Here is a 25,682-nt window from a genome sequence, read left to right on the forward strand (position 1 = left end):
CTCTGAGCCGTCGGGTGCTCTGAGCCGTCGGGTGCTCTGAGCCGTCGGGTGCTCTGAGCCGTCGGGTGCCAGATGTTGCCGGCCGGCGCTCTCGGTCTCTACGCGTTGTCGGCCGCCGCGGTGGTCGGCGCCCGGGTGCCGGTGGCGCCGAACCGGATGCCCTTGGCCTCCTTCCCGACGGCGCTGAGCACGATCACGGCGGTGAGGGCGGGCACCACGGTCCAGGTCATCGCCGCCGGATAGCCGTGGCGCTCGGCGACGGCCTCCTGGATGGGCAGATTGAGGGCGGCGATCAGGTTGCCGAGCTGGTAGGTGACGCCCGGATAGAAGCCGCGGACGGCGTCCGGGCTCATCTCGGTCAGATGCGCGGGGATGACGCCCCAGGCTCCCTGTACGCACACCTGCATCAGGAAGGAGGAGAGCATCAGCCAGCCCGCTGTGGTGGACAGCACGAAGAAGGGCACCACGACCAGGCCCGCGGCGGCCGCGACCATGATCGTACGGCGGCGGCCCAGCCGCTCGGAGTAGGCCCCGAGCAGGGAACCCCCGATCATGGCGCCGATGTTGTAGACCACGGCGATGGCGATCGCGGTGTCCGGCGACAGGCCCAGGCCCTTCTTCACGAAGGTCGGGTAGACGTCCTGGGTGCCGTGCGACATCCAGTTGAAGGCGGTCATCAGCGCCACCAGGTACACGAAGCGCCGCAGCACCGCCGGGTTCCGGAACACCTGGTGCGCGGGGGTGCGGTTGAGCGCCACGCTCTTCTCCCACACCTCGCTCTCCTCGACCCGCGTGCGCACCCACAGGGCGACGAGGGCGGGCACCAGGCTGAAGGCGAACAACCCGCGCCAGCCGAAGGCGGGTTCGATGCCGAGGAACGCGACGGCGGCGAGCAGGTACCCCAGCGAGTAGCCGCTCTGCAGCAGCCCCGACCAGAAGCCGCGCCGCTCGGCGGGAATCTTCTCCATGGCCAGCGCCGCGCCGAGGCCCCACTCGCCGCCCATCCCGATGCCGTACAGCAGCCGCAACACCAGCAGCACGGTGTAGTTGGGCGCGAAGGCGCACGCGAAGCCGACCAGCGAGTAGAAGACGACATCGGCCATGAGCGGCACACGCCGGCCCTTGCGGTCGGCCCACATGCCGAAGATCAGGGCACCGACCGGCCGCATCACCAGGGTGACGGTGGTGAGGAAGGCCATGTCGGTGAGCGACACATCGAAGTCGTCGGCGATCTCGCTGTAGACGAGTACGACGAGGAAATAGTCGAAGGCGTCCATCGCCCACCCCAGATAGGCGGCGACGAAGGCGTTGCGCTGGTCCTTGGTGAGTCCCGATGCCTGTTCCCGTACGGTCTTCAGCATGCCAGCCCTCCCGTGGTTCCGCGGGTGAGGCTAGGTGGGGGCGGCGGAGGGGACAACGCGGTACGCGGCAAAGATCACACAAAGGGGTGACGGCGTTCAGGACTTCGCCGGCGCCCGATTCCGGGGGCGCCCGCCGTCTCGTGGGTGTCCCCGAGGTAGGTGAGGCCGATGGCCTCGCTGCGGCGGTCGCCCGTCCTGCGGAAGAGGGCGAGGGCGCGGTCGTGGCACTCGACGGCATCGGCGTGGCGCCCGAGGTGGCGGTGGATGCGGCCGAGGCTGTCGCAGGTGTGCGCCTGGCCGCTGAGGTCGCCGGTGGCCTGGACGGGGGCAACGCCCTGCGGCAGTGGGTCAGGGCCTGGCGGAGCTCGCCGAGTTCGGCGAGATATCAGCCGATGTCGTGGAGGGCGACCGCCTGTCTGCCGCGGTCGTGGGCCGGCCGGAAGTGGTAATCGTCCCTCGCCTGCGTCGTCCAGGCGCTCGGCGAGGCGCCGGATGCGGGCGATGCGCGCGTACAGGGCGCGGCGGGCACGTCCGGGGGCTCGGTGCCCTGCGCCCGGTCGATGAGCACCTCGACCGGCACGGACCGGCCGGCGTCCACCGCCAACGCGGCCAGGACGGCACGGCGTTGGGGCGGTCCCAGGTCCACCGGCGCCTCACGCACCAGGCTTCCACGGGTCCCGACAGAGACAGGCGCAGCACCGCACCCACCCCCCGTTCACATGGCATCCCCAGTCCCCTCACGTCCGTGTACAGGGCGACAAGCTTTCGGCAAAGTCTCCGCCCACCTGCTCACCCCACCCTCGTTCGAGCGACGCCGCTCCGGACGACGGCGCGGCGCACGCGCGACCACGCACCACACCGGCACCACACGGGGCTCACACGTGAACACGGGGGTAGACACGTGCATCGATCGACCACGGCCACCGCGACCGCCGCGACACCTCCACGGACCGGGCCACTCGCCCCGGCACCCTCGCCCGACCCGGCCGGACCGCTGTCCGCGACGGCCGGACGCGGCGTGCTGGAGGGTGCCTTCGCCCTGCTCGACGCCCTGCACCACCGGGAGGACGCTGGCGTGACCACCCTGGCCTCGGCGTGCGGTCTGCCCAAGACGACCGCGTACCGGCTGCTCGACCAACTCGTGGAGCTGGGGGCCGTCGAACGCCGTGCCGGCCGCTACCGCATCGGACCCGGCATGTTCCGTCTGGGCCAGGACTGGCAGCCGCACCCGGGGCTGCGTGCCGCCGCGCAGCGGCCGTTGCGCCGGCTGGCCGCCGCCACCGGCACGACCGCCACCCTGGCCGTGCTGTACGAGGGGCAGACGCTGATCCTCGACCGGACCACCACCGACCTGTCCCGGCCGGTCCCGGACGACCGGCGGATCTGGCCCTGGTACACGGCGGCCGGCAAGGTCCTCGCCACCTCGGCGGGGCCCGGGCTGCCGCTCGGTCCGCTCCCCCGGGCCTGGCCGGACGAGGCCGCCCGCATCCGGGAGTCCGGCGTCGCCTACGACCGCGAGGAGGTCCTGGAGGGCGTGTGCTGCGCCGCCGTACCGGTGTTCGCGGCCGGCGGCGTACCGGTGGCGGCCATGGGCGTCCTGACCGATCCGGACCACCGCCTGGAACGCCTCGCGGAGACGGCCCGCCGGGCGGCGTCGGCGGTCACGGCGGCGCTCGGACGCCGCCGCTGAGCGGAACGGGCAGGGCACGGGCGCAGCGCCCCGCCGTTCCGCTCAGCGGCACAGCGGGCGACAGGCCGGCCCCCGCCCAGCAGGCTGATCCCGTCGCCCCGAGCAACCCAACACCCGCACCGCGCACCAGGAACCGCGCGGGACGACCGCTGATCCGTTCCACGACCTACGGGGGACCACCATGAAGTCGTCGCCGACCCACGCGGTGCGCGGTGCGGGGCGTCCGCTCGACCGCCGCGCCGACCCGCTGGCCCGCATCAAGGGCGAGTTCGACGGCGTGCACGGCGTGTGGCGCTCGGCCCGCGGAGAGGTGTGCGTGGCCGATCCCGAGGCGGTCCGCGCGGTGATGGGCAACCGGCACGGCACCGTGGCGGAGACCTCCGACTTCTACCACCACCGGCACGGCGTCTTCGGTCCGCGCTCCGCACAGATCGCCATCGGGCGCGGTGCACGCGACCTGATACGCGCTCATCTCAGCGCCCACCGAGACGACTTGGACCGCCTGGTGGCCGAGCGGCTCGCCCCGCACAGCGAATGGCCGGACGCCGGAAACCTGCTGGTCCTGTCGCACCTGCGTGAGGTGCTGCTGCACCGGGCCGCGCCGGCCGACCTGCGCACGACGGTGGAGGCGATCGTCGCCCGCGCGGTACTGGCGGGCGCGCGCTGGCGTCACCCGGCCCCGTCCCGGCTGCTGTTCCGCCGCCGTGCCCTGCGGGCCCTGCGCCGGGAAGTACGCGCCCGGCAGGACCGACTCGGCGGCCCCTCCGCACCGCGCGACCTCATCGACGTGGTGGTCTGCGGCGGCGGACCGGCGGCCGACCCGCGCGAACTCGTCGAGATCTACCTCTCGTTCCTGTTCGCCGTGGTCGGGTCGGTCGGGTTCGCGCTGGGGTGGTCCGTCCTCCTGATGGGCACCCATCCCGACCGCGTCGCGGCGGACCCGAGCTGGACGGTGCGCGAGGCGCTGCGGCTGTGGCCGGTGGCGTGGCTGTTCGCCCGCACGCCGAGCCGGGTGCAGGAGCTGGGCGGGACGCGGGTGACCCCCCGGGACCGGCTCGTGGTGTGCAGCTACCTGGTGCACCGGCATCCGGGGCACTGGGACCGGCCCGACGAGTTCGTCCCGCAGCGCTGGGCGACGGCGGTGCCCGACGCCGCGTACCTGCCGTTCGGGCACGGTCCGCACACCTGTGCCGGCGCGACCGTCACCGTCCGGCTGCTGGAGGACCTCGTGGGCCTGCTCTCCCGTGACTGGCGTCTGTCGGTCACCCCTCATGACGGCGCCGCCCCCCGGGTGGGTCCGGCGCTGGCTCCGCCGCGGTTCACCGCGACGCTGAGCCGTCCCGACGGCTGCCCCGGAAGGAGGTGAACCCGCATGCGCGCGCTGTACTCCAAGACCAAGTCGGTCCTCAACGTCCGCAAGGTCTACTCGCACTTCTGGTACCTGTACCACCACATCTGACCGGCCCTGCGCGGGGAGGCGCCCCAGGGTCGGCTCCCCGCGCCCCACGAGGGGAACGCTCACGATGACCACCCCGCAGCACCCCGAGGACTTCCTGCACTCCATCAGGCGCCGCAGCGCCCGGGAGGACGGGATCTTCTGGGTCGACGACCAGCGGCTCGGCGTGTTCGAGCCGGAGGCGGCGCGCCGGGTCAGTGCCACGAACTGGCACCGGTACGTCATGCACGACCGCCTGGTCGACCTGGTGCGCCGGCGGCGCAGCCCCGAGATCCTGTGGAGCCGGGTCCGCTCGGCCTGGATGACCCGCCTGCACGCTCTGGCGACGGCCGAGCACCAGGGCCGGCTGGTCGCGCGCATGGAACGGGTCCTGGACGAGCGGCTCGGGGAGGACGTCGACCTGACCATGCTGATGCAGGACGTGACCCTGCGCTCGCTGCTGCCCCTCGCGCTCGACGGTCTCACCTGCGCCGAGGAGGAACTGGTGCGCCGGGACCTGGAGATGAAGCTGTCGCGGCTGGTCTCGCCCGAGCCGGGCGGTCCCTTGCACCACCTGCGGCACATCGTGGTCCAGATCCGGGCGGGCCTGGTGGTGCGGCGGGTCCTGCGGCAGCGCGCCGACGGCCGGCGCGAACGCGAGCCGGATCTCGCCGACCCCTTCGTGGACCTGCTGCCGGAACTCGGCATGGACCGGGCCCTCGACGTGGTGACCACCGTCCTGACCGCCATCGGCGGCCCGCCCGGCACCGCCGCGGCGAGCCTGCTGTACGAGTTCGTACGGCACCCCGAGTGGCAGCGCCGGCTCGCGGACGAACTGTGCGCCGTCGATCCGGCGGAGTTCCACGCGGCGCCCATCCGGGCGGCTCCGGTGACCCACCGGTTCGTGAAGGAGGTGCTGCGGCTGTGGAGCCCGCCGTTGCTGCTGGTGCGGCGCTCCACGTACGCGTTCGACCTGGGCGGGGCCCGGCTGGAGCCGGGGCAGTGGTACCTGCTGAGCCCGCACCTCATCCACCGCGACGAACGGGTCTGGAAGCAGCCCGACGTCTTCGACCCGGACCGCTTCCTGCCCGGCGCCCCGCACGGACCGGCGGACCGCACGAGTTACGTGCCGTTCGGCTGGGCGCCGAAGAAGTGCGTGGGCGCCAACGTCGGCACGTTCCAGCTGATGGTCCTGTGTCATCTGCTGTGCACGCGCTACCGTCTGACGGCCCACAGGCCGGACGAGATCACGATGGCGCTGCGGTTCGCCCCGGTGCCGGAGAACTTCCGCGGCCGGCTGACCCTCCGGTGACGGCGCCGCCGGCGTCCGTCAGGAACCCGCGAGGAAGGTGAGGCGCACCTTCCGATCGGCGTTGTCCCGGTTGGTGTCCACCAGGCACACCGACTGCCAGGTCCCCAGTTCGAGCCCGCCGTCGACCACGGGCAGCGTCGCGTGGGGCGGTACGAAGGCGGGCAGGACGTGGTCGCGGCCGTGGCCGGGGCTGCCGTGCCGGTGCTGCCAGCGGTCGTCGGCAGGAAGGATGGTGTGCAGGGCGGCGAGCAGGTCGTCGTCGCTGCCGGCGCCCGTCTCGATGATCGCGATGCCGGCGGTCGCGTGGGGCACGAAGAGGTTCAGCAGGCCGTCGCGCCCGGGGGCCACCTCGCGCAGGAAGGCCTCGCAGTCTCGGGTCAGGTCGACCACCCTCTCCGCGGAGCCGGTGGTGATGTTCAGGACTCGGGTGGTGAAGGCATCTGACATGCCTCCCATCCTGACCCATGCATCACCCCGTGCGCCCGAGAGCGGTCGGGGGAAGATCCGTGCCGCCTCCCCGGTTAGTAGAAATATGAACAACATGCGCGAGGTCGAGGTCGTCGTCACCGGCGCCGGTCAGGCCGGTCTGTCCAGCGCCTACCACCTGCGCCGCACCGGCTTCGTACCGGAGCGGGACTTCGTCGTCCTCGACCACTCCCCCGGTCCGGGCGGGGCCTGGCAGTTCCGCTGGCCGTCGCTGACGTACGGCAAGGTCCACGGGATGCACTCGCTGCCCGGCATGGAGCTGACGGACGCCGATCCGGCGCGGCCGTCCGCCGACGTGATCTCCGAGTACTTCGCGGCCTACGAGCGCCGCTTCGACCTGCCGGTGCACCGGCCCGTCGACGTGCGGGCCGTGCGCGAGGGCGACGGCGGCCGGCTGCTCGTCGAGACCTCGGACGGCACGTGGTCCACCCGGGCGCTGATCAACGCCACCGGCACCTGGGACCGGCCGTTCTGGCCGCGCTATCCCGGCCAGGAGACCTTCCTGGGGCGGCAGTTGCACACCGCGCAGTACCCCGGCCCCGAGTGGTTCGCGGGCCGGCGGGTCATCGTGGTGGGCGGCGGGGCCTCGGGCACCCAGCATCTGCTGGAGATCGCGGGTCACGCGGCCGCCACCACCTGGGTCACCCGGCGCCCGCCCGTCTTCCGGGAGGGCCCGTTCACCGAGGAGGTGGGCCGCGCGGCCGTCGCCCTCGTGGAGGAGCGGGTGCGCCAGGGGCTGCCGCCCCGCAGCGTCGTCTCGGTGACCGGACTGCCCCTCAACGACGCGATCCGGCAGGGCATCGCGGACGGGGTCCTCGACCGCCGGCCCATGTTCGACCGGATCACGCCGGACGGCGTGACCTGGGCGGACGGACGGCACGTCGAGGCGGACGTCATTCTGTGGGCCACCGGCTTCCGGGCGGCCGTCGACCATCTGGCGCCGCTGCGGCTGCGCGAGCCCGGCGGCGGGATCCGCGTCGACGGCACGCGCGCGGTGGCCGACCCCCGGATCCATCTCGTCGGCTACGGCCCGTCGGCCAGCACCATCGGCGCCAACCGGGCCGGCCGGGCCGCCGTACGGGACATCAGGCGGCTGCTGTCGAACGAGCCGGTGGCCGCCTGACCCTGCGCCGACGTCACCTGGCCGGGCTCGCGGTCTTCTTCTGAAGGGCGTTGAACTCGGCCACGTTGCGCTGGTGCTGGGAGAAGTCGGCGGTGAAGCGGGTGTCGCCGGGCTTGACCGTCACGAAGTACAGCCAGTCCCCCGGGGCCGGGTTGATCGCGGCGTGCATCGCGTCCTCGCCCGGGTTGTCGATGGGCGTGGGCGGCAGCCCCATGCGCTGGTAGGAGTTGTACGCGCTGTCGATCCGTGTGTCACCGGCGTTCGTCCTGAGCGTGGAGCGGTTCAGCGCGTAGTTGATGGTGGAGTCCATCTGCAGCGGCATCCCGCGCTCCAGCCGGTTGAAGATGACCCGCGCCACCTTGGCCATGTCCGCCTTGGAGGCGGCCTCGGCCTGCACGATGCTGGCGATGGTGACCGCCTGGTAGACGTTCATCGCGTTGCGCTGCGCACCGGCGGCGACCGGGGCGCCGTTGAACTTCTTGTCGGCGGTGTCGACCATGGACGACAGCAGGGCCTCCGGCGTCGCCTTCTTCCCGCTCACCTGCAGCGGGTACGTCGCCGGGAAGAGGTAACCCTCCGGGTTGCCCTCGGCATCGTTCGGGAGCTTCAGCTTGGCCTTCGCCAGGGAGTTCCTCGTGCTGCCGGGTGGCAGGGCGAGTGCCTTGTCCACGGCGTCGTAGACCTGCCCCGCGCGCCAGCCCTCCGGGATCACCAAAGACGTGGGCTTGGTGTCCTTCTCGTTCTCCAGGGTCAGCAGCGGCACCGCCACGGCGGTGCCGGCCACGACGGCTCCGGTCGCGATGAGGGCGAGCCGGCCCCTGCGCGTCAGTCGAATCGTTCTCCGTGGCGGAGTGTTCAGGTACATGCGGGCACGGTAACCCGCATACCGTCACAAACCCGGCATATCTTCAGCTTGTCGGTTCCAGTTGGGCATCCCGGCGTACGAGCGCCGCGTACCGGCCGTCGAGGTCGAGCAGTTGCTCGTGCGTGCCCCGCTCGGCCACCCGCCCGGAGTCGAGGACCACGATCTGGTCCGCGGCGCGGACGGTGGACAGGCGGTGGGCGATGGTCAGCGTGGTGCGATTGGCGGACAGGGCGTCGATCGCCTCCTGGACGGCCGCCTCGGTGCGCGTGTCCAGGGCGCTGGTCGCCTCGTCGAGGATGAGGACCGGCGGATCGCGCAGGATGGTCCGGGCGATGGCCAGGCGCTGCTTCTCGCCACCGGAGAAACGATGGCCGCGCTCGCCGACGACCGTGTCGTAGCCGTCGGGCAGGGCCGCGATGTGCTCGTGGATCTGGGCCGCCTTGGCCGCCGCGTGCAGTTCCTCGTCGGTGGCGTCGGGCTTGGCGAAGCGCAGGTTGTCCGCGACGGAGGCGTGGAAGAGGTACGTCTCCTGGGAGACGACGCCGACCGCGCGGGCCAGGGTGTCGAAGTCGAGGTCGCGGACGTCCACGCCGTCCAGGGTGACCCGGCCGCCGGTGACGTCGTACAGGCGCGGAACGAGATAGCCGAGCGTCGACTTCCCCGCGCCGGTCGGACCGACGACCGCGAGGCTGCTGCCGGCGGGGACGGTGATGTCGATGCCGTCGAGGATGGGGGCGCCCTTGTCGTCGTAGCGGAACTCGACGTCCTCGAAGCGGACCTCGCCCTTGATCCGGTCGAGGTGGACCGGCTCGTCCCGCTCGGTGATGTCGATGGGCAGGTCCAGGTACTCGAAGATGCGCTGGAAGAGCGCGAGCGAGCTCTGGATCTGCACGCCGGTCGACAGAAGGCTCACGGACGGCCGGAACAGGCCCTGCTGGAGCGAGACGAAGGCGACGATGGTGCCGATGGAGATGTCGGGGCCGCCGGACTGGAGGGCGATGCCCGCGGTCCAGTAGATGACGGCCGGCATGGCGGCCATGACGATCGTGATGACGGCCATGCGCCAGCGCCCGGCCATGTTCGAGCGCACTTCGAGGTCGACCAGGCCCTCGGACTCCTCGGCGAAGGACTGCGTCAGCGAGTCGGAGCGGCCCATCGTGCGGCCGAGCAGGATGCCGCTGACGGACAGCGACTCGGTGACCGTGGCGGCCATCGCGGCCATCTGCTTCTGGCGCTGCGTGGTGATCTTCTTGCGTTCGTTGCCGACGCGGCGGCTGATCCAGACGAAGACCGGGAGCAGCAGCAGGGAGACGAGGGTCAGGCGCCAGTCGAGGGCGACCATCGCGACGATCGTGGCGACCACGCTGGTGACGTTGGAGACCAGGGAGGTGGCGGTCGAGGTGACGGTCGCCTGCATGCCGCCGATGTCGTTGGCGATGCGGGACTGCACCTCGCCGGTGCGCGTACGGGTGAAGAAGGCCAGCGACATGCGCTGCAGGCGGCCGTAGACCGAGGTGCGCAGGTCGTGCATGACGCGCTGGCCGACGGTCGTGGAGATCAGCGTCTGCAGCACGCCGAAGACGCTGGTCAGCACGGCGCTGACGATCATGCCGAGCGCGAGCAGACTGAGCAGGCCGGTGCGGCCCTGCGGGATGGCGACGTCGAGTGTCGCCTTCAGCAGGAAGGGCGTGGCCACGGAGACGAGGGACGAGGCGCCGACCAGGAGGCCGACGATCGCGAGGCGTCCGCGGTAGGGACGGAAGAGGTTCAGGATGCGGCGCACCTGCCGGGGCTGCTCCTTGGCGTCGGCCGGCGGTGTCCAGCGGGGTTCTCGATCGGGATGCATGGGCTCCTGCGTGAGGTGAGGGAACGGTGAGGGTGAAGACTGACGGAGCTTAGCTCATTGTTACCTATACTCACAATGAACTGCATCCTGATATTGTTCCCTCCATGACCACCCCCGATCCCGACGGCCCGCTCGCCGAGCAGCTGCTGCGCTTCACCCGCCGGGTCCACCGCATCCAGAAGCGGCACATCGAACAGTGCGGCATGGGGGTCACCCCGGCCCAGTCCCGGCTGCTGCGCACCCTGGCGCACTACAGCGCACCCCCGCGCATGGCCGATCTCGCCGAGCGCCTGGAGGTCGTTCCGCGGGCGGTGACCTCCCTGGTCGACGGCCTGGAGGCGAGCGGCAAGGTGCGCCGGGTGCCGGACCCGACGAATCGCCGGGTGATCCGGATCGAGCTCACGGACGACGGCCGCAAGGCGCTGGGCGAGCTGCGGGGCGCGCGGAGGGCGGCCGCGCAGGAGATCCTCGCTCCGCTGACCGAGGAGCAGCGCGAGGTCCTGGGCGGACTGCTGGACACGCTGGTGGACGGGGCGCCGGAGCGGGGACGGCACTGCGGGTAGCGGGCGACTGCGGGTGGGTCGTGGCTTGTCGCGCAGTTCCCCGCGCCCCTCAGGGACCTGCACCGGTCCCACCTTCAGGGGCGCGGGGAACCGCGCGATCAGCCCCCAGTCAGCCGCAGCCGATATGCGACCCCGGCCTCAGCAGGCGCTCCGGTCCTCCGTCAGCACCCCCTGGACGGCGGTGAGAGTCCGGTCGTAGCAGCCGCCGGAGCCGTACAGCCGATACCGCTCGCTCGTCGTGCCGACCGCATGGCGCTGGTCGCGCGGCACGTTCAGCGTCCAGGAGGCGTCGCCGGAGACGGTGTCGTCGAGCCGCGACCGGACGGTCCGCCGGTCGCCGACCGACCGCGCGACCACGGCCCGGTCACCGAGCGAGAGCACCGTCCGCAAGCGGTCGTCCGTGCCGATCGTGATCGAGCCGTCCATCGTGTACGTCCGGTGCGTGGCCGTCGTACGGGCCGACCCGCGGCCGTCGACGGTGACCGACTCGTCGTCCGTCCACGTGGCGTCGAGAGTGTCCGTGTTCTCGCCGTCGGTCCACACGTGCTGCGAGGTGTTCGCGAGCGAGCGGTTCACGGTGGTGGTCACCCGGCCGTGCGAGGTGTCCACGTACCCGGCCACGGCCAGCCGGTGGCCGGCGTCGGTGGCCACCCGTTCCGGCGAACCGGCCGTGTAGGTGGAGGAGTTGGCGAGGTCGCCGGCCTTGTGCACGGTGAGCTTCCCGGTCACCCGGTCGCTCTTCGCGTCCTGCCACACGAGGACATTGACCGGCGCGCTCCAGCCGCTCTGCCCCTCGGGCACGCCCACGACCGAGACGTCGACGCGGTGCGGCCGGCCGTCGTTCAGCAGCCCGGCGAAGGGGGTGAGGTCGTACTCGATCGGCTTGACGTCGAAGGCGCGCGGGCCCGGAACGACGTACCAGAGGAAGGGATTCGACCAGCCGCCGGTCCACACGTGCGGGAACGGCGCGGCGATTCCAGCCAGTTGGCCGTCCACCTTGATCTGCACCTCACGGTAGGGCCCGCCGTCGGCCTGACAGGAGTACGGCGCCTTGTCGGGCACCGCCAGATACCAGAACTCCTCGCAGCCGCCGCCCGATCCGGTGGCGTACACCTCGGCGACGATGCGTTCGCTGTTGCGCGGGGTGGTGAGGGTGTTGGCCTCTCCGAGGGTGAGGACGCGGTCGGGGGCGGCGGCCGGTCTCCCGGCGTAGAAGGTGAGGGTCACCTTGACGTCGATCACGCCCGTGTAGGTGTCGTCGACGACGTTCCCGATGAGCATCTCGACGTCCTGCTCGTGGCGGAAGGTGTCGCTGTAGCGCGTGACGTCCTTCTCGACGGACCACGCGATGCCGTCGGGCGAGGGCTCCGGCGTGGAGGTGCGCAGGATCTCGACGCCGCCGACGTGCAGATAGCCGAGCCGGTCGTACTGCCGGCCCTTGACCTTGCCGTCGAGCCGCAGCACCACCTTGCTCCAGCGGTCGCCGCAGCCCTTCGGCGGGGCGTACGCGCCGCGGTACGGGGTGAAGTCCCTGAACTGCGCCTCCGCCAGGGTGACTTGGCAGGACTTGCCGGACGGCTTCTCGATCGGCGGCGCGGCGGTCACCGGGTCGTGCCAGTCGGTGCCGAACTCGGCGGGCACGTCGGCGGACTGCGCCGGGGCGGCCCCGAGGAGGGTGCTCGCCAGGAGGGTCGCTCCGGCAAGCATGGACATGACGATCCGTCTCTTCATGGCCGGTGTTCTACGGCGAGTCGGCACCGTGTGGCAATGACGCCTCCGGCGCGGGGGCTAGCTTTCCAGGTCGGCCCTGTCCCCCATCACGACCACCGGATGCCGGTCCGGGTCCAGCGTCCGCAGCAGGTACTCCATCGCCGCCCGGGACAGGCTGACGCAGGCGGACGTACCGCTTCCGTGGTCCATGTGCAGCCAGATCCCGCCACCCTTGGAATCGCCCTCGGGCCGGGACGGGTCGTTCGGCGGGGTGCCCTTGACGCGGTTGTAGTCGATGGCGATGACGTAGTCGAAGTCGTGCCAGTGCGACTCGGCCCACCAGCGCGGGGCCCCGAAGGACGCGTCCCGCGTGTACGGCAGCCGGGCGCCGGGGTCGGGCAGGACACCACCCGCGTCGGTGAGCGTGAACACGCCGACGGGGCTGCGCCGGTCGCCTTCGTGGTGATCGGCGCTCCAGCCCTTCTTGCCGTTGTGCGCGGGCCAACTGCGCGTCTCCTGCCAGGCCGAGCCGCGTTTCGTGTACAGGACGACCTTCGAGTCCGGCGAATCCCTGCCCTCTCCGTAGACGGCGACGACCTGCCCTGCGTCGGCGGGGATGCGCCGCGCCAGGCGCTCGCCGACGCCCGGGATGCCGCTGTGGGCGGGGGCGTCGGCCGCCTTGCCGGCGGCGCCGGTCCGACCGTCTTGCCGCGAGGGGCCACCGTGCCGGCCGTCGCCGCATGCCGCCAGTACGGCCAGCAGTGTTCCCGTGGCCGCCAACGCGATCGCCGCGCGCGGCGCACCGTTCCTTCGCATCGCCCCATTTTGTACGGCGGCCGGAAAACCGTTTGCCATTGACCACGCTGCGAGGCGAACCTGTCACGGTTTGCTGCCGCCGAACGCGGTTTCCGTCCACCCCTGACACGAGCCACCGGGACGACAGTCGTCATGCAGATCCAAGACCTCCCCTATACCGATCCGGGTGTGCCGGACGCGCGCTCGGGTCCCCGGTTCCTGTGGTGGCTGGGCCGCAACCAACTGGGCGGTCAGGTCAAGTCCCTGGCGTGGGGGCTGCTGCACTTCGTGGCCGTCTCCGCGCTGCCCTTCTGCGTGGGTTTCGCCGTCCAGGCCGTGGTCGACCGCTCCGGTCGCCGACTGGCGCTGACGGGCGGGCTGTTGCTGCTCGTCGGCGTGTGCGTCGCGGTGGGCGACACCTTCCTGCACCGCGCCGCCGTCACCAACTGGATCACGGCCGCCGCCCGCGTCCAGCAACTGCTCGCCCGCAAGGCCGCCGTGCTCGGCTCGGCCCTGACCCGGCGGGTGGCGGCCGGCGAGGTCGTGGCCGTGTCCACCGGTGACGTCGAGAAGATCGGCTGGTTCGTGGAGGCCGTCTCCCGGTTCACCGCGGCGGCCACGACCGTCGTGATCGTCTGCGTCGCCCTGCTGGTCTACCAGCCCGCGCTCGGCGTGGTGGTCGCCGTCGGACTGCCCCTGCTGGCGGTGGCGGTGCTGCCGCTGCTGCCCCGCGCCACCCGGCGGGCCGACGTCCAGCGCGAGAAGGCCGGACGGGCCACCGAACTGGCCTCGGACACCGTCGCCGGACTGCGCGTGCTGCGCGGCATCGGCGGCGAGGAACTCTTCCTCGACCGCTACCGCCGCGCCTCCCAGGAGGTCCGCCACGCCGCCGTGCGCAGCGCCCGCATGTGGTCCCTGATCTCCGCGATCCAGGTCCTGCTGCCGGGCCTGCTGCTGATCGCCGTGGTCTGGTACGGCGTCCATCTGGCCCGGCAGGGCCGCATCACCATCGGCGAACTGATCACCGTCTACAGCTCGGTGATGGTCCTTACCTATCCCTTGCGCCACTTCGAGGAGATCGCGATGGCGTACTCCTTCTCGCGGCCGTCGGCCAAGCGGGCGGCACGGGTGCTGTCGCTGGAGCGGGCCACGGACTCGGGAGGCGCCCGGCAGGACGACCCCGACGGGGGCGCTGCGCCGCGGGACGAGGCACCGTCCGGTGACCTGTACGACCCCGCCACCGGTCTGCTGGCCCCGGCCGGCCTGCTCACCGCGGTGGTGTGCGGCGACCCGGACGCGGCGGGACTGCTCGCCGAACGGCTGGGCGGACACCCCGCCGAGCCGGGCACGTCCGTACTGCTGGACGGGGTCCCGCTCGACGAACTGCCCCTGGACACCGCCCGCGCGGCGGTACTGGTCCAGGACAAGGACCCGGTGCTGCTGTCCGGTTCGCTGCGCGAGCTGCTGGACGTGCCCGCCTCCGGTGTCGTCACCGCGCGGGACGCGCTGGCGGCCGCCCAGTGCGCGGACGTCCTGGAGGCCCTGGCCCAGGGGTCGTTGAACGCCGAGGACCCGATGGACATCCGGATCACCGAACGCGGACGGTCCCTGTCCGGCGGCCAGCGCCAACGGCTCGCCCTGGCCCGGTCGCTCGTCACCGATCCCGAGGTGCTGGTCCTGGACGAGCCGACCTCGGCCGTGGACTCGCACACCGAGGCGCGGATCGCGGAAGGGCTGCGCGCCCTGCGGCAGGAGCGCACGACCGTGGTCTTCACCTCCTCACCGCTGCTTCTGGACCGCGCGGAACGGGTCGTGCTCGTGCACGAGGGCGAGGTCGCGGCGATCGGCGTGCACCGCGAACTGGTGCACACCGAACCCCGGTACCGGGCCGTCGTGACCCGCGAGACCGACGAAGAGGCCGCCCTGAACGGCGCGCTCGAGGAACTGAACGTACTGGAAGAGATCGAGGAGACAGCATGATCGGCGTGGCGCCACCGGCCTACGACCCGGCGGCCCCGACCACGGCGAACACCCTGCCCGTCGGCGCCCCGGCGACCGTACGCGCCTACGTGGCCGAGCTGTTCCGCCGGCATCGCCGTGCCTTCCTGGTCCTGATCGCCGTCAACACGGCGTCCGTCCTGGCCTCGCTGGCCGGCCCGTTGCTGCTGGGCGACCTCGTCGAACGGGTGTCGGACGGCGCCCGGGAACTCCATCTGCCCCTCACCGTCTCCCTGTTCGTGCTGGCGCTCGCCGTGCAGGCCGTGTTCGTGCGGCAGGTGCGCCTGCGCGGGGCGATGCTCGGTGAGCGGATGCTGGCCGACCTGCGCGAGGACTTCCTGGTGCGGTCCGTCGGGCTGCCGCCGGGCGTCCTCGAACGGGCCGGCACGGGCGACCTGCTCTCCCGCATCACCACCGACATCGACCGGCTCGCCAACGCGATGCGCGAGGCCGTACCGCAGCTGGCCATCGGCGTGGTGTGGGCGGTGCTGCTGCTCGGCGGCCTCGTCGTCACCGTGCCGCCGCTGGCGCCCGCCGTGCTGGTCGCCGTGCCGCTGCTGGTGATCGGCTGCCGCTGGTACTACAAGCGGGCGCCCCACGGCTACCGCTCCGAGGCCGCCGGGTACGCCGCCGTGGCCGCCGCCCTCGCCGAGACGGTCGACGCCGGCCGCACGGTGGAGGCCCACCGCCTCGGCGACCGCAGGATCGAGCTGTCGGACCGCCGGGTGCGCGAGTGGACAGCCTGGGAGCGCTACACCCTGTGGCTGCGGTCGGTGCTCTTCCCGGTCATCAACCTCACCCATGTGACGGTCCTCGCCTCGGTCCTGATGATCGGCGGCTGGTTCGCCCTGCGGGGCTGGATCGGGGTGGGCCAGCTGACGACGGGGGCGCTGATCGCACAGATGCTCGTCGACCCGGTGAACCTCATCCTGCGCTGGTACGACGAGCCCCAGGTGGCCCAGGTGTCGCTGGCCCGCCTCGTCGGGGTCCGGGACATCGAACCGGACGCCGGGGACGAGGCGCTCGCCCCGGACGGCCGTGACCTCCACGCCGACCAGGTGCACTTCGGCTACCGCGAGGGCGTGGACGTACTGCGCCGGGTGTCCCTGGACGTCGCTCCCGGCACCCGTCTGGCGCTGGTCGGCCCCTCGGGCGCCGGCAAGTCCACCCTGGGCCGGCTGCTCGCCGGGATCTACGCCCCGCGGACCGGGCAGGTCGCCCTGGGCGGCGCGGAACTGTCCCGGATGCCCGCCGAACGCGTCCGCTCCCACGTGGCCCTCGTCAACCAGGAGCACCACGTCTTCGTGGGCTCCCTGCGCGACAACCTCCTGCTCGCCCGGACCGACGCCGAGGACGCCGAGCTGTGGGCGGCACTGGGCGCGGTCGACGCGGACGGCTGGGCCCGGGCCCTGGACGAGGGCCTGGACAGCGAGGTCGGCTCCGGCGGCCTGGCGCTGACCCCGGCCCAGGCCCAGCAGATCGCGCTGGCCCGCCTCGTGCTGGCGGACCCGCACACGCTGGTCCTGGACGAGGCGACGTCCCTGCTGGACCCGCGCGCGGCCCGCCACCTGGAACGCTCCCTGGCCCGCGTCCTCGACGGCCGCACGGTGGTCGCCATCGCCCACCGTCTGCACACCGCGCACGACGCGGACGTCATCGCCGTCGTCGAGAACGGCCGCATCAGCGAGCTCGGCAGCCACGACGAGCTGGTCGCCGCCCAGGGGGCCTACGCGGCCCTGTGGCGGTCCTGGCACGGGTGAGGCCGAGGGGGTACGGAACCCCGGGCCAGGCGCTGTGGCTGAGGCCGAGCAGGTACGGAACCCCTGGCCGCAGGGCGCGGGACCGAGCCCCGGGGCGGTACCGAGGGGTCGAAGCCCGGTCCCGGTGAGGGCGCGGAACCACCGGCCGGCGTCCTCGCAGGCCGGCCGGCGCGGAGGCGCTGCGGGGCGCCGCCGCACGGAGGTGATCCGCGGGCCCGGCGCCCGTGCCGCCCGGCCCGCTCGGGGCGTGCCGTTGCGCGGTGCCGATCGACAGTGGAAGTCTGGATACCGGCACCGGCTCGGGGAGTGTCCCGAGGACCCCACCGTCCGCACGGGCACGGCCTGTGCTCCGCGCACCGGCGGCCCGACGCCGGGCCTGACCGGAACGGGCCCGTCCCCAGCACCTGGAGGTACCCCGTGAACAGCGCCGAGGGATGGGGAGACGACGTCTACCAGCCCGACGGATCCGACCAGCGGGAGGACACCGGGCTGCTCGACTCCGAGGACACCCTGGAGTACGACGGTGTCGACGACCCCCTCGACCGCGGCTGGTCCCCTCCGGAACGCCCGTGGGCGGTGGAGCGCGCCGATGTGACGGCCGCCGAGCGGCACCACGGGGAGACGCTGGAGGAACGCCTGGCCGAGGAGCTCCCGGACCTGGTCGCGCCCGACGGAGACGGCCTCGGCGATGTCGACGGCACGGACGGGGAGCTGCTGGACAACGAGGTCGGCGCCGTGCGCTCCGGCCGCCTCGTGGCCCCCGACGAGGGAGCGCACGAGGACGAGGAGAGCGCCCTGATCGCCACCGACGTGGGGATCGACGGCGCCGCGGCCTCCGCCGAGGAGGCGGCGATGCACATCGTCGACGACGATTCCCTCTACGGCTGACCTGTCCGCCGCCCGCACTGCGCACGAGGAGCATGTATGCAGCAGGACAAGCACCCCGACTACCACGCGGTCGTCTTCCGCGACCGCGCCGCCGGTTACGCCTTCCTGACCCGGTCCACCGCCACCAGCGACCGGACCATCGAGTGGGACGACGGCGAGACCTACCCCGTGGTGGACGTCGAGATCTCCTCCGAGAGCCACCCCTTCTACACCGGCAAGGCGCGGACCGTGGACTCGGAGGGCCGCATCGCCCAGTTCCAGCGGCGCTACGGGGGCGGGGCGGCTCAGGGCCAGGGCGGCGACGGCTGAGTCCCGCGGCTTCGCCCGCCTCACCGGCCCTTCCCGCCGAGGGACCCGCTGCCTCAGATGAAGTTCAGGGCCGCCGCACAGCCCACCCCGCCGAGCAGCATGAACACCGGCATCAGCACCCTCAGCTCGACCCAGCTGCCAGCCCGGAACCGCATGAACTTCGGCGGGCCGATCGGGTACCAGCGCTTGCGGCCGACCGGGATCGGCCACAGGATCGGGCAGCCGGAGACCGTCAGTGCGTCCCCGATGTCGTGCACTATCGAGCCCAGCACGATCGGCAGACCCAGCCACAGGTACGCCTGGCCCGGCTCGGTGAACAGCCAGTGGGAACCGTTGCCCGGCTTGTCCAGGATCCCGGCGAGGATCCAGGCGCTGGTCGCGGCCAGCAGCCAGACCAGCACGTCGCTGCTGGAGCCGCGCGCCGCCCGCCACAGCAGGCCCTCGATGGCCAGCACCATGTGGACGAAGAGGATGGCCAGCACCGCCCAGCGACCACCGCTGACGGCCAGCGCCGACGAACCCGCACCGATCAGCACCGCCCACAGCCAGGTGTGGGTGAGCGTGCGATGGCCGCCGGAGCGGCGCGGGTCGCCCTGCTTCCTGGTCGCCTTGTAGACGGCGTAGGAGAGCTTGTCGACGATCTCGCACACCCAACGGGACAGGGGTCCGAAGGACCGGGAGATGGTGGCCGCCTTGTGGTCCAGATCCGGGGCGAGAGCCGCTCCGGCGCAGATCAGGGCACCTGCCAGCAGGACCGGCCAGGGCATCGTGTGCCCGGTCGCGGCGGCCGCCGCGCCGACGCCCAGCCAGGCCGCGGCCCCCGACAGTGAGTGTGCTGGTCCCATCATGGCCGTTCCCCGCCCCATTCTTCGTGTGCCGCTGTCCAGTTGACCGGGTGCGCTGACGCTCCGTCGGCGTCACAGCGTACTGCTCGTGATCTTCGCCGCCGCAGCCGATTCCCCGATGGAGCAGGAGGCCAGGCAAGATGGGTGCGTGACACTCATCGATCAGCTGCCGCCGACCGCCGACCCCGACGCTCTCTACGAAGCCTTCGAGTCGTGGGCCCAGGAGCGCGGTCTGACGCTCTACCCCCACCAGGAGGAGGCGCTGATCGAGGTGGTCTCCGGCGCGAACGTGATCGTGTCGACTCCCACGGGTTCGGGCAAGAGCATGATCGCGGCGGGCGCCCACTTCGCGGCCCTGGCCCGTGACGAGGTCACCTTCTACACGGCGCCGATCAAGGCCCTGGTCTCGGAGAAGTTCTTCGAGCTGTGCAAACTCTTCGGCACCGAGAACGTGGGCATGCTCACCGGTGACGCCTCCGTGAACGCCGACGCCCCCGTCATCTGCTGCACCGCGGAGGTGCTGGCGTCGATCGCGCTGCGTGACGGCAAGGGCGCCGACGTCGGCCAGGTCGTCATGGACGAGTTCCACTTCTACGCGGAGGGCGACCGCGGCTGGGCCTGGCAGATCCCGATCCTGGAGCTGCCGCAGGCGCAGTTCATCCTGATGTCGGCGACGCTGGGCGACGTCTCCTTCTTCGAGCAGGACCTCACGCGCCGCACCGGCCGCCCCACCTCGGTGGTCCGCTCGGCGACCCGCCCGGTTCCCCTCTCCTACGAGTACCGGCTCACCCCGCTCACCGAGACCCTCACCGAGCTGCTGCAGACCAGGCAGGCCCCGGTCTACATCGTGCACTTCACCCAGGCGCAGGCGGTGGAGCGGGCGCAGGCGCTGATGAGCATCAACATGTGCTCGAAGGAGGAGAAGGAGCAGATCGCCGAGCTGATCGGCAACTTCCGCTTCACCACCAAGTTCGGCCGCAACCTCTCCCGCTACGTCCGGCACGGCATCGGCGTCCACCACGCCGGGATGCTGCCCAAGTACCGGCGTCTGGTGGAGAAGCTCGCCCAGGCCGGCCTGCTGAAGGTCATCTGCGGCACGGACACGCTGGGCGTCGGCGTCAACGTCCCCATCCGCACGGTGCTGTTCACGGCGCTGACCAAGTACGACGGCAGCCGCGTGCGCACCCTGCGCGCCCGTGAGTTCCACCAGATCGCCGGCCGGGCCGGGCGGGCGGGCTTCGACACGGCGGGCTTCGTCGTCGCGCAGGCGCCCGAGCACGTCGTCGAGAACGAGAAGGCCCTCGCGAAGGCCGGTGACGACCCGAAGAAGCGGCGCAAGGTGGTCCGCAAGAAGGCGCCCGAGGGCTTCGTCGGTTGGACCGAGAACACCTTCGAGAAGCTCATCGCCTCCGAGCCGGAGCCGCTGACCTCCCGTTTCCGCGTGACCCACACGATGCTGCTGTCGGTCATCGCCCGTCCGGGCAACGCCTTCGACGCCATGCGGCACCTGCTGGAGGACAACCACGAGCCGCGCAAGCAGCAGCTGCGGCACATCCGGCGGGCGATCGCCATCTACCGCTCGCTGCTGGACGGCGGGATCGTCGAGAAGCTCGAGAAGCCGGACCCCACCGGCCGTATCGTCCGCCTCACCGTCGATCTGCAGCAGGACTTCGCGCTCAACCAGCCGCTGTCCACGTTCGCGCTCGCCGCGTTCGAGCTCCTCGACCCGGACTCCCCGTCCTACGCACTGGACATGGTGTCGGTCGTCGAGTCGACGCTGGACGACCCCCGACAGATCCTCGTCGCCCAGCTGAACAAGGCCAAGGGCGAGGCCGTGGCGGCGATGAAGGCCGACGGCGTGGAGTACGAGGAGCGCATGGAGCGTCTCCAGGACATCTCCTACCCCAAGCCCCTGGAGGAGCTGCTCTTCCACGCCTACAACACATACCGCAAGAGCCATCCCTGGGTGGGCGACCACCCGCTGTCGCCGAAGTCCGTCATCCGCGACATGTACGAACGGGCCATGTCTTTCACGGAGTTGGTGTCCTTCTACGAGCTGGCCCGCACCGAGGGCATCGTGCTGCGCTACCTGGCCAGCGCCTACAAGACCCTCGACCACAACATCCCGGACGACCTGAAGTCCGAGGACCTGCAGGACCTGATCGAGTGGCTCGGCGAGATGGTCCGCCAGGTCGACTCCAGCCTGCTGGACGAGTGGGAGCAGCTGGCCAACCCGGAGGAGATGACCGCCGAGGAGGCCCAGGAGAAGGCCGACGAGGTCAAGCCGGTCACCGCCAACGCGCGCGCCTTCCGGGTCCTGGTCCGCAACGCCCTCTTCCGCCGCGTCGAGCTCGCCGCGCTCGACCAGGTGGAGGAACTGGGCGAGATGGACGGCGAGAACGGCTGGGACGCCGATGCGTGGGGCGAGGCGATGGACAAGTACTGGGACGAGTACGACGACCTCGGTACCGGTCCGGACGCCCGCGGCCCGAAGCTGCTCGTGATCGAGGAGGCGCCCAAGGACGGCGTCTGGCGCGTCCGGCAGATCTTCGACGACCCGAACGACGACCACGACTGGGGCATCAGCGCGGAGATCGACCTCGCGGCCTCCGACGCGGAGGGCCGTGCGGTCGTCCGTGTCACCGATGTCGGTCAGCTGTGAGCCTAGGAGCGACTCCCGCATGACGAACCCGGCCGAAAGACTCGTCGACCTGCTCGACCTGGAGCAGATCGAGGTCAACATCTTCCGTGGCCTGAGCCCGAACGAGTCCCTGCAGCGGGTCTTCGGTGGCCAGGTGGCGGGCCAGGCGCTGGTCGCCGCCGCCCGCACCACCGACGGCGAACGCCCCGTGCACTCCCTGCACGCGTACTTCCTGCGTCCGGGCCGGCCGGGTGTGCCGATCGTGTACCAGGTCGAACGGGTCCGGGACGGCAGGTCGTTCACCACGCGCCGGGTCACCGCCGTGCAGCAGGGCCGCACGATCTTCAACCTCACCGCCTCCTTTCACAAACCTGAGGAAGGGTCCTTCGAGCACCAGCTGCCGCCGGCCCGCAAGGTCCCCGACCCGGAGTCCCTGCCGACGGTCGCCCAGGAGATCCGTGAGCACCACGGCACGCTGCCCGAGCAGTTGGAGCGGATGTCCCGCCGCCAGCCCTTCGACATCCGCTATGTGGACCGGTTGCGCTGGACGCCCGAGGAGATCGAGGACGCCGAGCCGCGCAGCGCCGTGTGGATGCGCGCGGTCGGGCCGCTCGGCGACGACCCGGTCGTGCACACCTGCGCACTGACCTACGCCAGCGACATGACCCTCCTGGACGCCGTCCGCATCCCGGTCCAGCCCCTGTGGGGGCCGCGGAGCTTCGACATCGCGTCGCTGGACCACGCCATGTGGTTCCACCGCCCGTTCCGCGCCGACGAGTGGTTCCTGTACGACCAGGAGTCGCCGATCGCGGTCGGCGGCAGGGGCCTCGCCCGCGGACGGATCTACGACGTGGAGGGCCGGCTGCTGGTGTCCGTGGTTCAGGAGGGTCTGTTCCGCCGGCTGTAGCTCACGCGTGCCTGCGGCGGAGCCGGCCCAGCAGGCCGCGCGACCTTCCGGTCTCCGCGGCCCGCGGGGGTTGTCGCGGCACGACGGGCGGGGCGGGCGGGACGGGTGGCCGCTGTGGTCGGGCCGGGCTGTGTACCGCGGCCGGGCGGGGTGCGGGCTGGGCGGCATGGGCCTCGCGCACCGCCTGTTCGAGGTCGGCACGGTACCAGGCGATCTCCTCGGGGTCGGTGGCCCGCAGGATCCGTGCGGCCACCTCGGCGGTGGGCGAGTCCGGCGCGCCGTACATCGTGGGTTTGGGCAGGAACCGGTTCACGTGGGCGCGTTCGTAGGGGTCCGGCACGATCTCCGCGAGCTGGGCCGGATCGAGCAGGGAGGCGACGGCGGCCGCCTGCGCCCACGGATGGCCCGCGCTCTGCCGCCGCAGAAAGCCCAGCTGCCGTACCCGCCAGTTGCGCGCCCGGACGTCCAGGCCCTCCTTCAGCTGTTCCCGCAGTCCCCGTGGCGTACGCCCGCTCAGCAGACGCGCGTTGTTCTCGTCCGCCGCGAACTGCCGCAGCTCCTCGGCGAGATAGAGCCACACCACCGCTCGATAACGGTTGAGATAGAACTTGACCGGCACGACGACACCGAGCCTGGCCAGTCGCGTGAACCGGCCCGGCGGTACGTCGAGCAGGCTGGCGCCCTCCTTGGTGCCCACGGTCGCGACGCGTGTGCGCAGGGTCTCGGGAAAGCCCTCCCCGGCCCGCAACCGGTCGATCTCGGCGCGTGGGACACGCGGCCCGCCACCGCCTTCGTCGGGCGCGGTCCTGATGTGTCCGAGGTGCACGGCGAGGTCGAACTCGCCTCGTTTCAAGCCCAGTTCCCTGGCCGCGCGGCTGGGCGTACAGGTCGTGCGGGTCGATGGCGTGACGATGTTGCCCTGCATGACTGGTCTCCCCCGTGGAGTCGGTGGTCCGCGCCGTCCGCGCGGCCTCGGGAAAAACCGTAGCCGCTCCGGCGGATCATGTGGCGGGCCTGTGGATAACTCCACTGGGGAGGGAGAACCCGCAGGTCAGAAGTCTTTTGCCGAGGCCGGGTCGGGCTGGCGGGCCTCGATGTCGAGGTGTTCGCCGACCCGGTTGACGAGCAGGGTCATCTCGTAGGCGATCTGACCGATGTCGGCCTCCGCCGCGCTGAGCACGCACAGACAGCTGCCCGCGCCGGCCGCGGTCACGAACAGCACGGCGTCGTCGAACTCCACCATCGTCTGGCGCACTCCGCCCGCGCCGAAGTGGCGTCCCGAGCCCTTGGCCAGGCTGTGCAGTCCTGACGAGACGGCGGCGAGATGCTCGGCGTCCTCGCGCCTGAGGCTCGTGCTCGCGCCGGTGACCAGACCGTCGTTGGACAGGACCAGGGCGTGCCGCACCTGTTCCACCCGCTCGGTCAGATCGTCCAGCAGCCAGCCAAGTGTCTGGTTCTGCACCATGGTCGAAAACTCCCCGTGTGACGACTCCCCCTGGCCGGAGGATCTGCCCGTCAGCCTTCCCCACACCACGCCCGCGAGCAAGGAGGATGGGGGCATGGCACAGAAGATGACCGATGAGGAATGGCGGGCGTTCGTCTCGCACGGCACCCGCACCGCGAAACTCTCGACCGTCCGGGCCGATGGGAGCCCGCACGTGACGCCTATCTGGTTCGTGCTGGACGGGGACGACGTCGTGTTCAACACCGCGAAGACCAGTGTGAAAGGGCGGAATCTGACCCGCGACGGGCGTGCCGCGCTGTGTGTGGACGACGACCGGCCGCCCTACGCCTACGTGGTGCTGCGGGGCCGGGCCCGGATCTCGGAGGACCCGGAGGAACTGCGGCACTGGGCCACCCGTATCGGCGCGCGGTACATGGGCGAGGAGCGGGCGGAGGAGTTCGGGGCCCGCAACGGCGTACCCGGCGAACTCCTCGTGCGGATGGCGATCGACAAGGTGCTGGCGGAGAAGGCCGTCTCCGGCTGACCGTCCACCGGGCCGCGTGGGACGTCAGCCGACCGAGTCGAGCAGCCGGGCGGTGTGCATCCGCCCGGCGTACTCGACGAGCCGGATCAGCACTTCCTTCCCCGAGGCGCGGTCCCGGGCGTCGCAGAGCACCACCGGCGTACCCGGGTCCAGGTCGAGGGCGCGCGAGACCTCCTGGTCCGTGTACCTGCGGGCGCCGGTGAAGCAGTTGACGGCCACCACGAACGGGATGTGCCGGTGCTCGAAGTAGTCGACCGCGGGGAAGCAGTCGTCGAGCCTGCGGGTGTCGGCGAGGACCACGGCACCCAGCGCCCCTTGCGCCAACTCGTCCCACAGGAACCAGAAGCGGTCCTGGCCCGGTGTGCCGAAGAGGTAGAGGGACAGGCCGGAGCGGATGGTGATGCGGCCGAAGTCCATGGCGACGGTCGTCGTGACCTTCTGGTCCACGCCGCCGGTGTCGTCCACCGACTGACCGACCTCGCTGAGCAGTTCCTCGGTGCGCAGCGGCTTGATCTCGCTGACCGCGCCCACCAGGGTGGTCTTGCCCACGCCGAAGCCGCCGGCGACCAGTATCTTCAACGCGAGCGGGGCCGTCTCGCCGTCCTGGGCGTCGGAGTGTCCGTACTGCGCGGACTGCGCGGTCTGCTCGAACTGCTCGGACTGCTCGGACTGCTCGTGGTACTCGGAGATCATCGATCACTTCTCTCGGATGTTTCGGTTCGTCTGAAGGACCCGCAGCCCCTCTAAAGAGCCCGTAGCCCCTCGATCACTTCGCGCAGAACGCGTTCGTCGGGAAGCTGAGCGGGTGGCACGGGACGGCTGACGGTCACACGGCCGGACTCCAGCAGGTCGCCGAGGAGGACACGGACCACGCCCACGGGCAGGTCGGTGCCGGCGGCGAGTTCGGCGACCGACTGCGTCTCCGTGCGGCACAGGGCGATCAGGGTCCGGTGTTCCGGGCCGAGCGCGGCGTCGTCGGCCCCGCCGGGCGCGCCGGCGTCCAGGGTGACCAGGGCGATCAGGTCGAAGCGGACACCGGTCGGCCCGGGCCGGGTACGTCCGCCCGTCATGGCGTACGGGCGCACGAGCGGCCCCGCCTCGCCGTCGTACCACTGGCTGCCCGGTTGCTGGGCCACGCCGGTCCTGTCGGTGTTCATTCG

Annotated in this window: 25 protein-coding genes; 12 read left to right on the top strand and 13 right to left on the bottom strand. The window is 71.7% G+C overall.

All coding sequences use genetic code 11. From position 1 onward, the window contains the following. Positions 1-98: 98 nt before the first annotated feature. The 3 genes from LN251_RS34355 to LN251_RS34365 form a co-directional block, all read right to left on the bottom strand. Entirely contained in the window at positions 99-1,361 is a 1,263-nt protein-coding gene (locus LN251_RS34355; protein ID WP_458248042.1) for an MFS transporter, read from the bottom strand. A gap of 74 nt (positions 1,362-1,435) precedes the next feature. Next, positions 1,436-1,864 (bottom strand): tetratricopeptide repeat protein, encoded by a 429-nt coding sequence (locus LN251_RS34360; RefSeq protein WP_458248233.1) that lies wholly within the window; start codon positions 1,862-1,864, stop codon positions 1,436-1,438. Beyond that, complete coding sequence (locus LN251_RS34365) at positions 1,747-2,022, bottom strand: hypothetical protein (protein WP_458248043.1); 276 nt, start codon at positions 2,020-2,022, stop codon at positions 1,747-1,749. The genes LN251_RS34360 and LN251_RS34365 overlap by 118 nt, the downstream gene beginning before the upstream one ends. Positions 2,023-2,262: 240 nt before the next feature. Between LN251_RS34365 and LN251_RS34370 the strand changes: the two genes are divergently transcribed. The 3 genes from LN251_RS34370 to LN251_RS34380 all read left to right on the top strand — a co-directional run bounded on the left by LN251_RS34370 (position 2,263) and on the right by LN251_RS34380 (position 5,798). Beyond that, positions 2,263-3,051 carry an IclR family transcriptional regulator gene (locus LN251_RS34370; RefSeq protein WP_458248044.1) on the top strand — a complete coding sequence of 263 codons (789 nt, stop codon included), beginning with the start codon at positions 2,263-2,265 and terminating at the stop codon, positions 3,049-3,051. 181 nt (positions 3,052-3,232) lie between these two features. Continuing rightward, positions 3,233-4,417 (top strand): cytochrome P450, encoded by a 1,185-nt coding sequence (locus LN251_RS34375; RefSeq protein ID WP_458248045.1) that lies wholly within the window; start codon positions 3,233-3,235, stop codon positions 4,415-4,417. 157 nt (positions 4,418-4,574) lie between these two features. After that, positions 4,575-5,798, top strand: a complete 1,224-nt coding sequence (locus LN251_RS34380) for a cytochrome P450 (RefSeq protein WP_458248046.1) — start codon at positions 4,575-4,577, stop codon at positions 5,796-5,798. A gap of 18 nt (positions 5,799-5,816) precedes the next feature. Here LN251_RS34380 and LN251_RS34385 read toward each other — a convergent pair whose 3' ends face one another. Further along, a complete protein-coding gene (locus LN251_RS34385) occupies positions 5,817-6,245 on the bottom strand; it encodes a YjbQ family protein (protein ID WP_362986669.1) in 429 nt (142 codons plus the stop codon). An 85-nt stretch (positions 6,246-6,330) separates the two neighbouring features. On the opposite strand from LN251_RS34385, the gene LN251_RS34390 reads away from it, so the two are divergent. Further along, positions 6,331-7,407, top strand: a complete 1,077-nt coding sequence (locus LN251_RS34390; protein WP_458248047.1) for an NAD(P)-binding domain-containing protein — start codon at positions 6,331-6,333, stop codon at positions 7,405-7,407. 13 nt (positions 7,408-7,420) lie between these two features. Here LN251_RS34390 and mltG read toward each other — a convergent pair whose 3' ends face one another. Both mltG and LN251_RS34400 read right to left on the bottom strand, forming a co-directional pair. Then, positions 7,421-8,272, bottom strand: a complete 852-nt coding sequence (gene mltG / locus LN251_RS34395) for an endolytic transglycosylase MltG (RefSeq protein WP_458248048.1) — start codon at positions 8,270-8,272, stop codon at positions 7,421-7,423. A 43-nt stretch (positions 8,273-8,315) separates the two neighbouring features. Continuing rightward, the gene (locus tag LN251_RS34400) at positions 8,316-10,118 is read right to left on the bottom strand and encodes an ABC transporter ATP-binding protein (RefSeq protein WP_458248049.1); all 1,803 of its coding nucleotides are present in this window, start codon (positions 10,116-10,118) and stop codon (positions 8,316-8,318) included. A 104-nt stretch (positions 10,119-10,222) separates the two neighbouring features. Here LN251_RS34400 and LN251_RS34405 point away from each other — a divergent pair, with 104 nt between their 5' ends. Continuing rightward, entirely contained in the window at positions 10,223-10,681 is a 459-nt protein-coding gene (locus tag LN251_RS34405; protein WP_458248050.1) for a MarR family winged helix-turn-helix transcriptional regulator, read from the top strand. A gap of 138 nt (positions 10,682-10,819) precedes the next feature. Here the strand turns inward: LN251_RS34405 and LN251_RS34410 are convergent, their stop codons facing one another. Next, complete coding sequence (locus LN251_RS34410) at positions 10,820-12,412, bottom strand: peptide-N4-asparagine amidase (protein ID WP_458248051.1); 1,593 nt, start codon at positions 12,410-12,412, stop codon at positions 10,820-10,822. Between the two features lie 57 nt (positions 12,413-12,469). Next, positions 12,470-13,207, bottom strand: a complete 738-nt coding sequence (locus LN251_RS34415) for a L,D-transpeptidase family protein (protein WP_458248052.1) — start codon at positions 13,205-13,207, stop codon at positions 12,470-12,472. Positions 13,208-13,339: 132 nt separating this feature from the next. On the opposite strand from LN251_RS34415, the gene LN251_RS34420 reads away from it, so the two are divergent. From LN251_RS34420 to LN251_RS34435, 4 genes are all read left to right on the top strand, one after another. Beyond that, positions 13,340-15,166 carry an ABC transporter transmembrane domain-containing protein gene (locus LN251_RS34420; protein ID WP_458248053.1) on the top strand — a complete coding sequence of 609 codons (1,827 nt, stop codon included), beginning with the start codon at positions 13,340-13,342 and terminating at the stop codon, positions 15,164-15,166. After that, complete coding sequence (locus tag LN251_RS34425) at positions 15,163-16,944, top strand: ABC transporter ATP-binding protein (RefSeq protein WP_458248054.1); 1,782 nt, start codon at positions 15,163-15,165, stop codon at positions 16,942-16,944. The genes LN251_RS34420 and LN251_RS34425 overlap by 4 nt, the downstream gene beginning before the upstream one ends. 417 nt (positions 16,945-17,361) lie before the next feature. Continuing rightward, the gene (locus LN251_RS34430; protein ID WP_458248055.1) at positions 17,362-17,832 is read left to right on the top strand and encodes a DUF5709 domain-containing protein; all 471 of its coding nucleotides are present in this window, start codon (positions 17,362-17,364) and stop codon (positions 17,830-17,832) included. A 36-nt stretch (positions 17,833-17,868) separates the two neighbouring features. Then, the gene (locus LN251_RS34435; protein ID WP_458248056.1) at positions 17,869-18,141 is read left to right on the top strand and encodes a type B 50S ribosomal protein L31; all 273 of its coding nucleotides are present in this window, start codon (positions 17,869-17,871) and stop codon (positions 18,139-18,141) included. A 53-nt stretch (positions 18,142-18,194) separates the two neighbouring features. Here the strand turns inward: LN251_RS34435 and LN251_RS34440 are convergent, their stop codons facing one another. Further along, complete coding sequence (locus tag LN251_RS34440) at positions 18,195-18,989, bottom strand: metal-dependent hydrolase (RefSeq protein WP_058926814.1); 795 nt, start codon at positions 18,987-18,989, stop codon at positions 18,195-18,197. A gap of 145 nt (positions 18,990-19,134) precedes the next feature. On the opposite strand from LN251_RS34440, the gene LN251_RS34445 reads away from it, so the two are divergent. Continuing rightward, positions 19,135-21,648: a DEAD/DEAH box helicase gene (locus LN251_RS34445; RefSeq protein WP_458248057.1), complete on the top strand. Its 2,514-nt coding sequence runs from the start codon at positions 19,135-19,137 to the stop codon at positions 21,646-21,648. Positions 21,649-21,667: 19 nt separating this feature from the next. Beyond that, on the top strand, positions 21,668-22,534 hold the full coding sequence (locus tag LN251_RS34450) for an acyl-CoA thioesterase (protein ID WP_458248058.1): 867 nt from the start codon (positions 21,668-21,670) through the stop codon (positions 22,532-22,534). Between the two features lies 1 nt (position 22,535). Here the strand turns inward: LN251_RS34450 and LN251_RS34455 are convergent, their stop codons facing one another. Together LN251_RS34455 and LN251_RS34460 are read right to left on the bottom strand one after the other, a co-directional pair. After that, complete coding sequence (locus LN251_RS34455) at positions 22,536-23,459, bottom strand: DUF6397 family protein (protein ID WP_458248059.1); 924 nt, start codon at positions 23,457-23,459, stop codon at positions 22,536-22,538. A 126-nt stretch (positions 23,460-23,585) separates the two neighbouring features. Continuing rightward, positions 23,586-23,999, bottom strand: a complete 414-nt coding sequence (locus tag LN251_RS34460) for a roadblock/LC7 domain-containing protein (protein WP_458248060.1) — start codon at positions 23,997-23,999, stop codon at positions 23,586-23,588. A gap of 94 nt (positions 24,000-24,093) precedes the next feature. Here LN251_RS34460 and LN251_RS34465 point away from each other — a divergent pair, with 94 nt between their 5' ends. Continuing rightward, entirely contained in the window at positions 24,094-24,522 is a 429-nt protein-coding gene (locus LN251_RS34465) for a PPOX class F420-dependent oxidoreductase (protein ID WP_458248061.1), read from the top strand. Positions 24,523-24,546: 24 nt separating this feature from the next. Here LN251_RS34465 and LN251_RS34470 read toward each other — a convergent pair whose 3' ends face one another. Together LN251_RS34470 and LN251_RS34475 are read right to left on the bottom strand one after the other, a co-directional pair. Beyond that, positions 24,547-25,215 (bottom strand): GTP-binding protein, encoded by a 669-nt coding sequence (locus tag LN251_RS34470; protein ID WP_458248062.1) that lies wholly within the window; start codon positions 25,213-25,215, stop codon positions 24,547-24,549. A 50-nt stretch (positions 25,216-25,265) separates the two neighbouring features. Next, positions 25,266-25,679 carry a DUF742 domain-containing protein gene (locus LN251_RS34475; RefSeq protein WP_458248063.1) on the bottom strand — a complete coding sequence of 138 codons (414 nt, stop codon included), beginning with the start codon at positions 25,677-25,679 and terminating at the stop codon, positions 25,266-25,268. Positions 25,680-25,682: the final 3 nt, after the last annotated feature.

It is taken from the genome of Streptomyces sp. MAI_2237 (assembly GCF_054189285.1).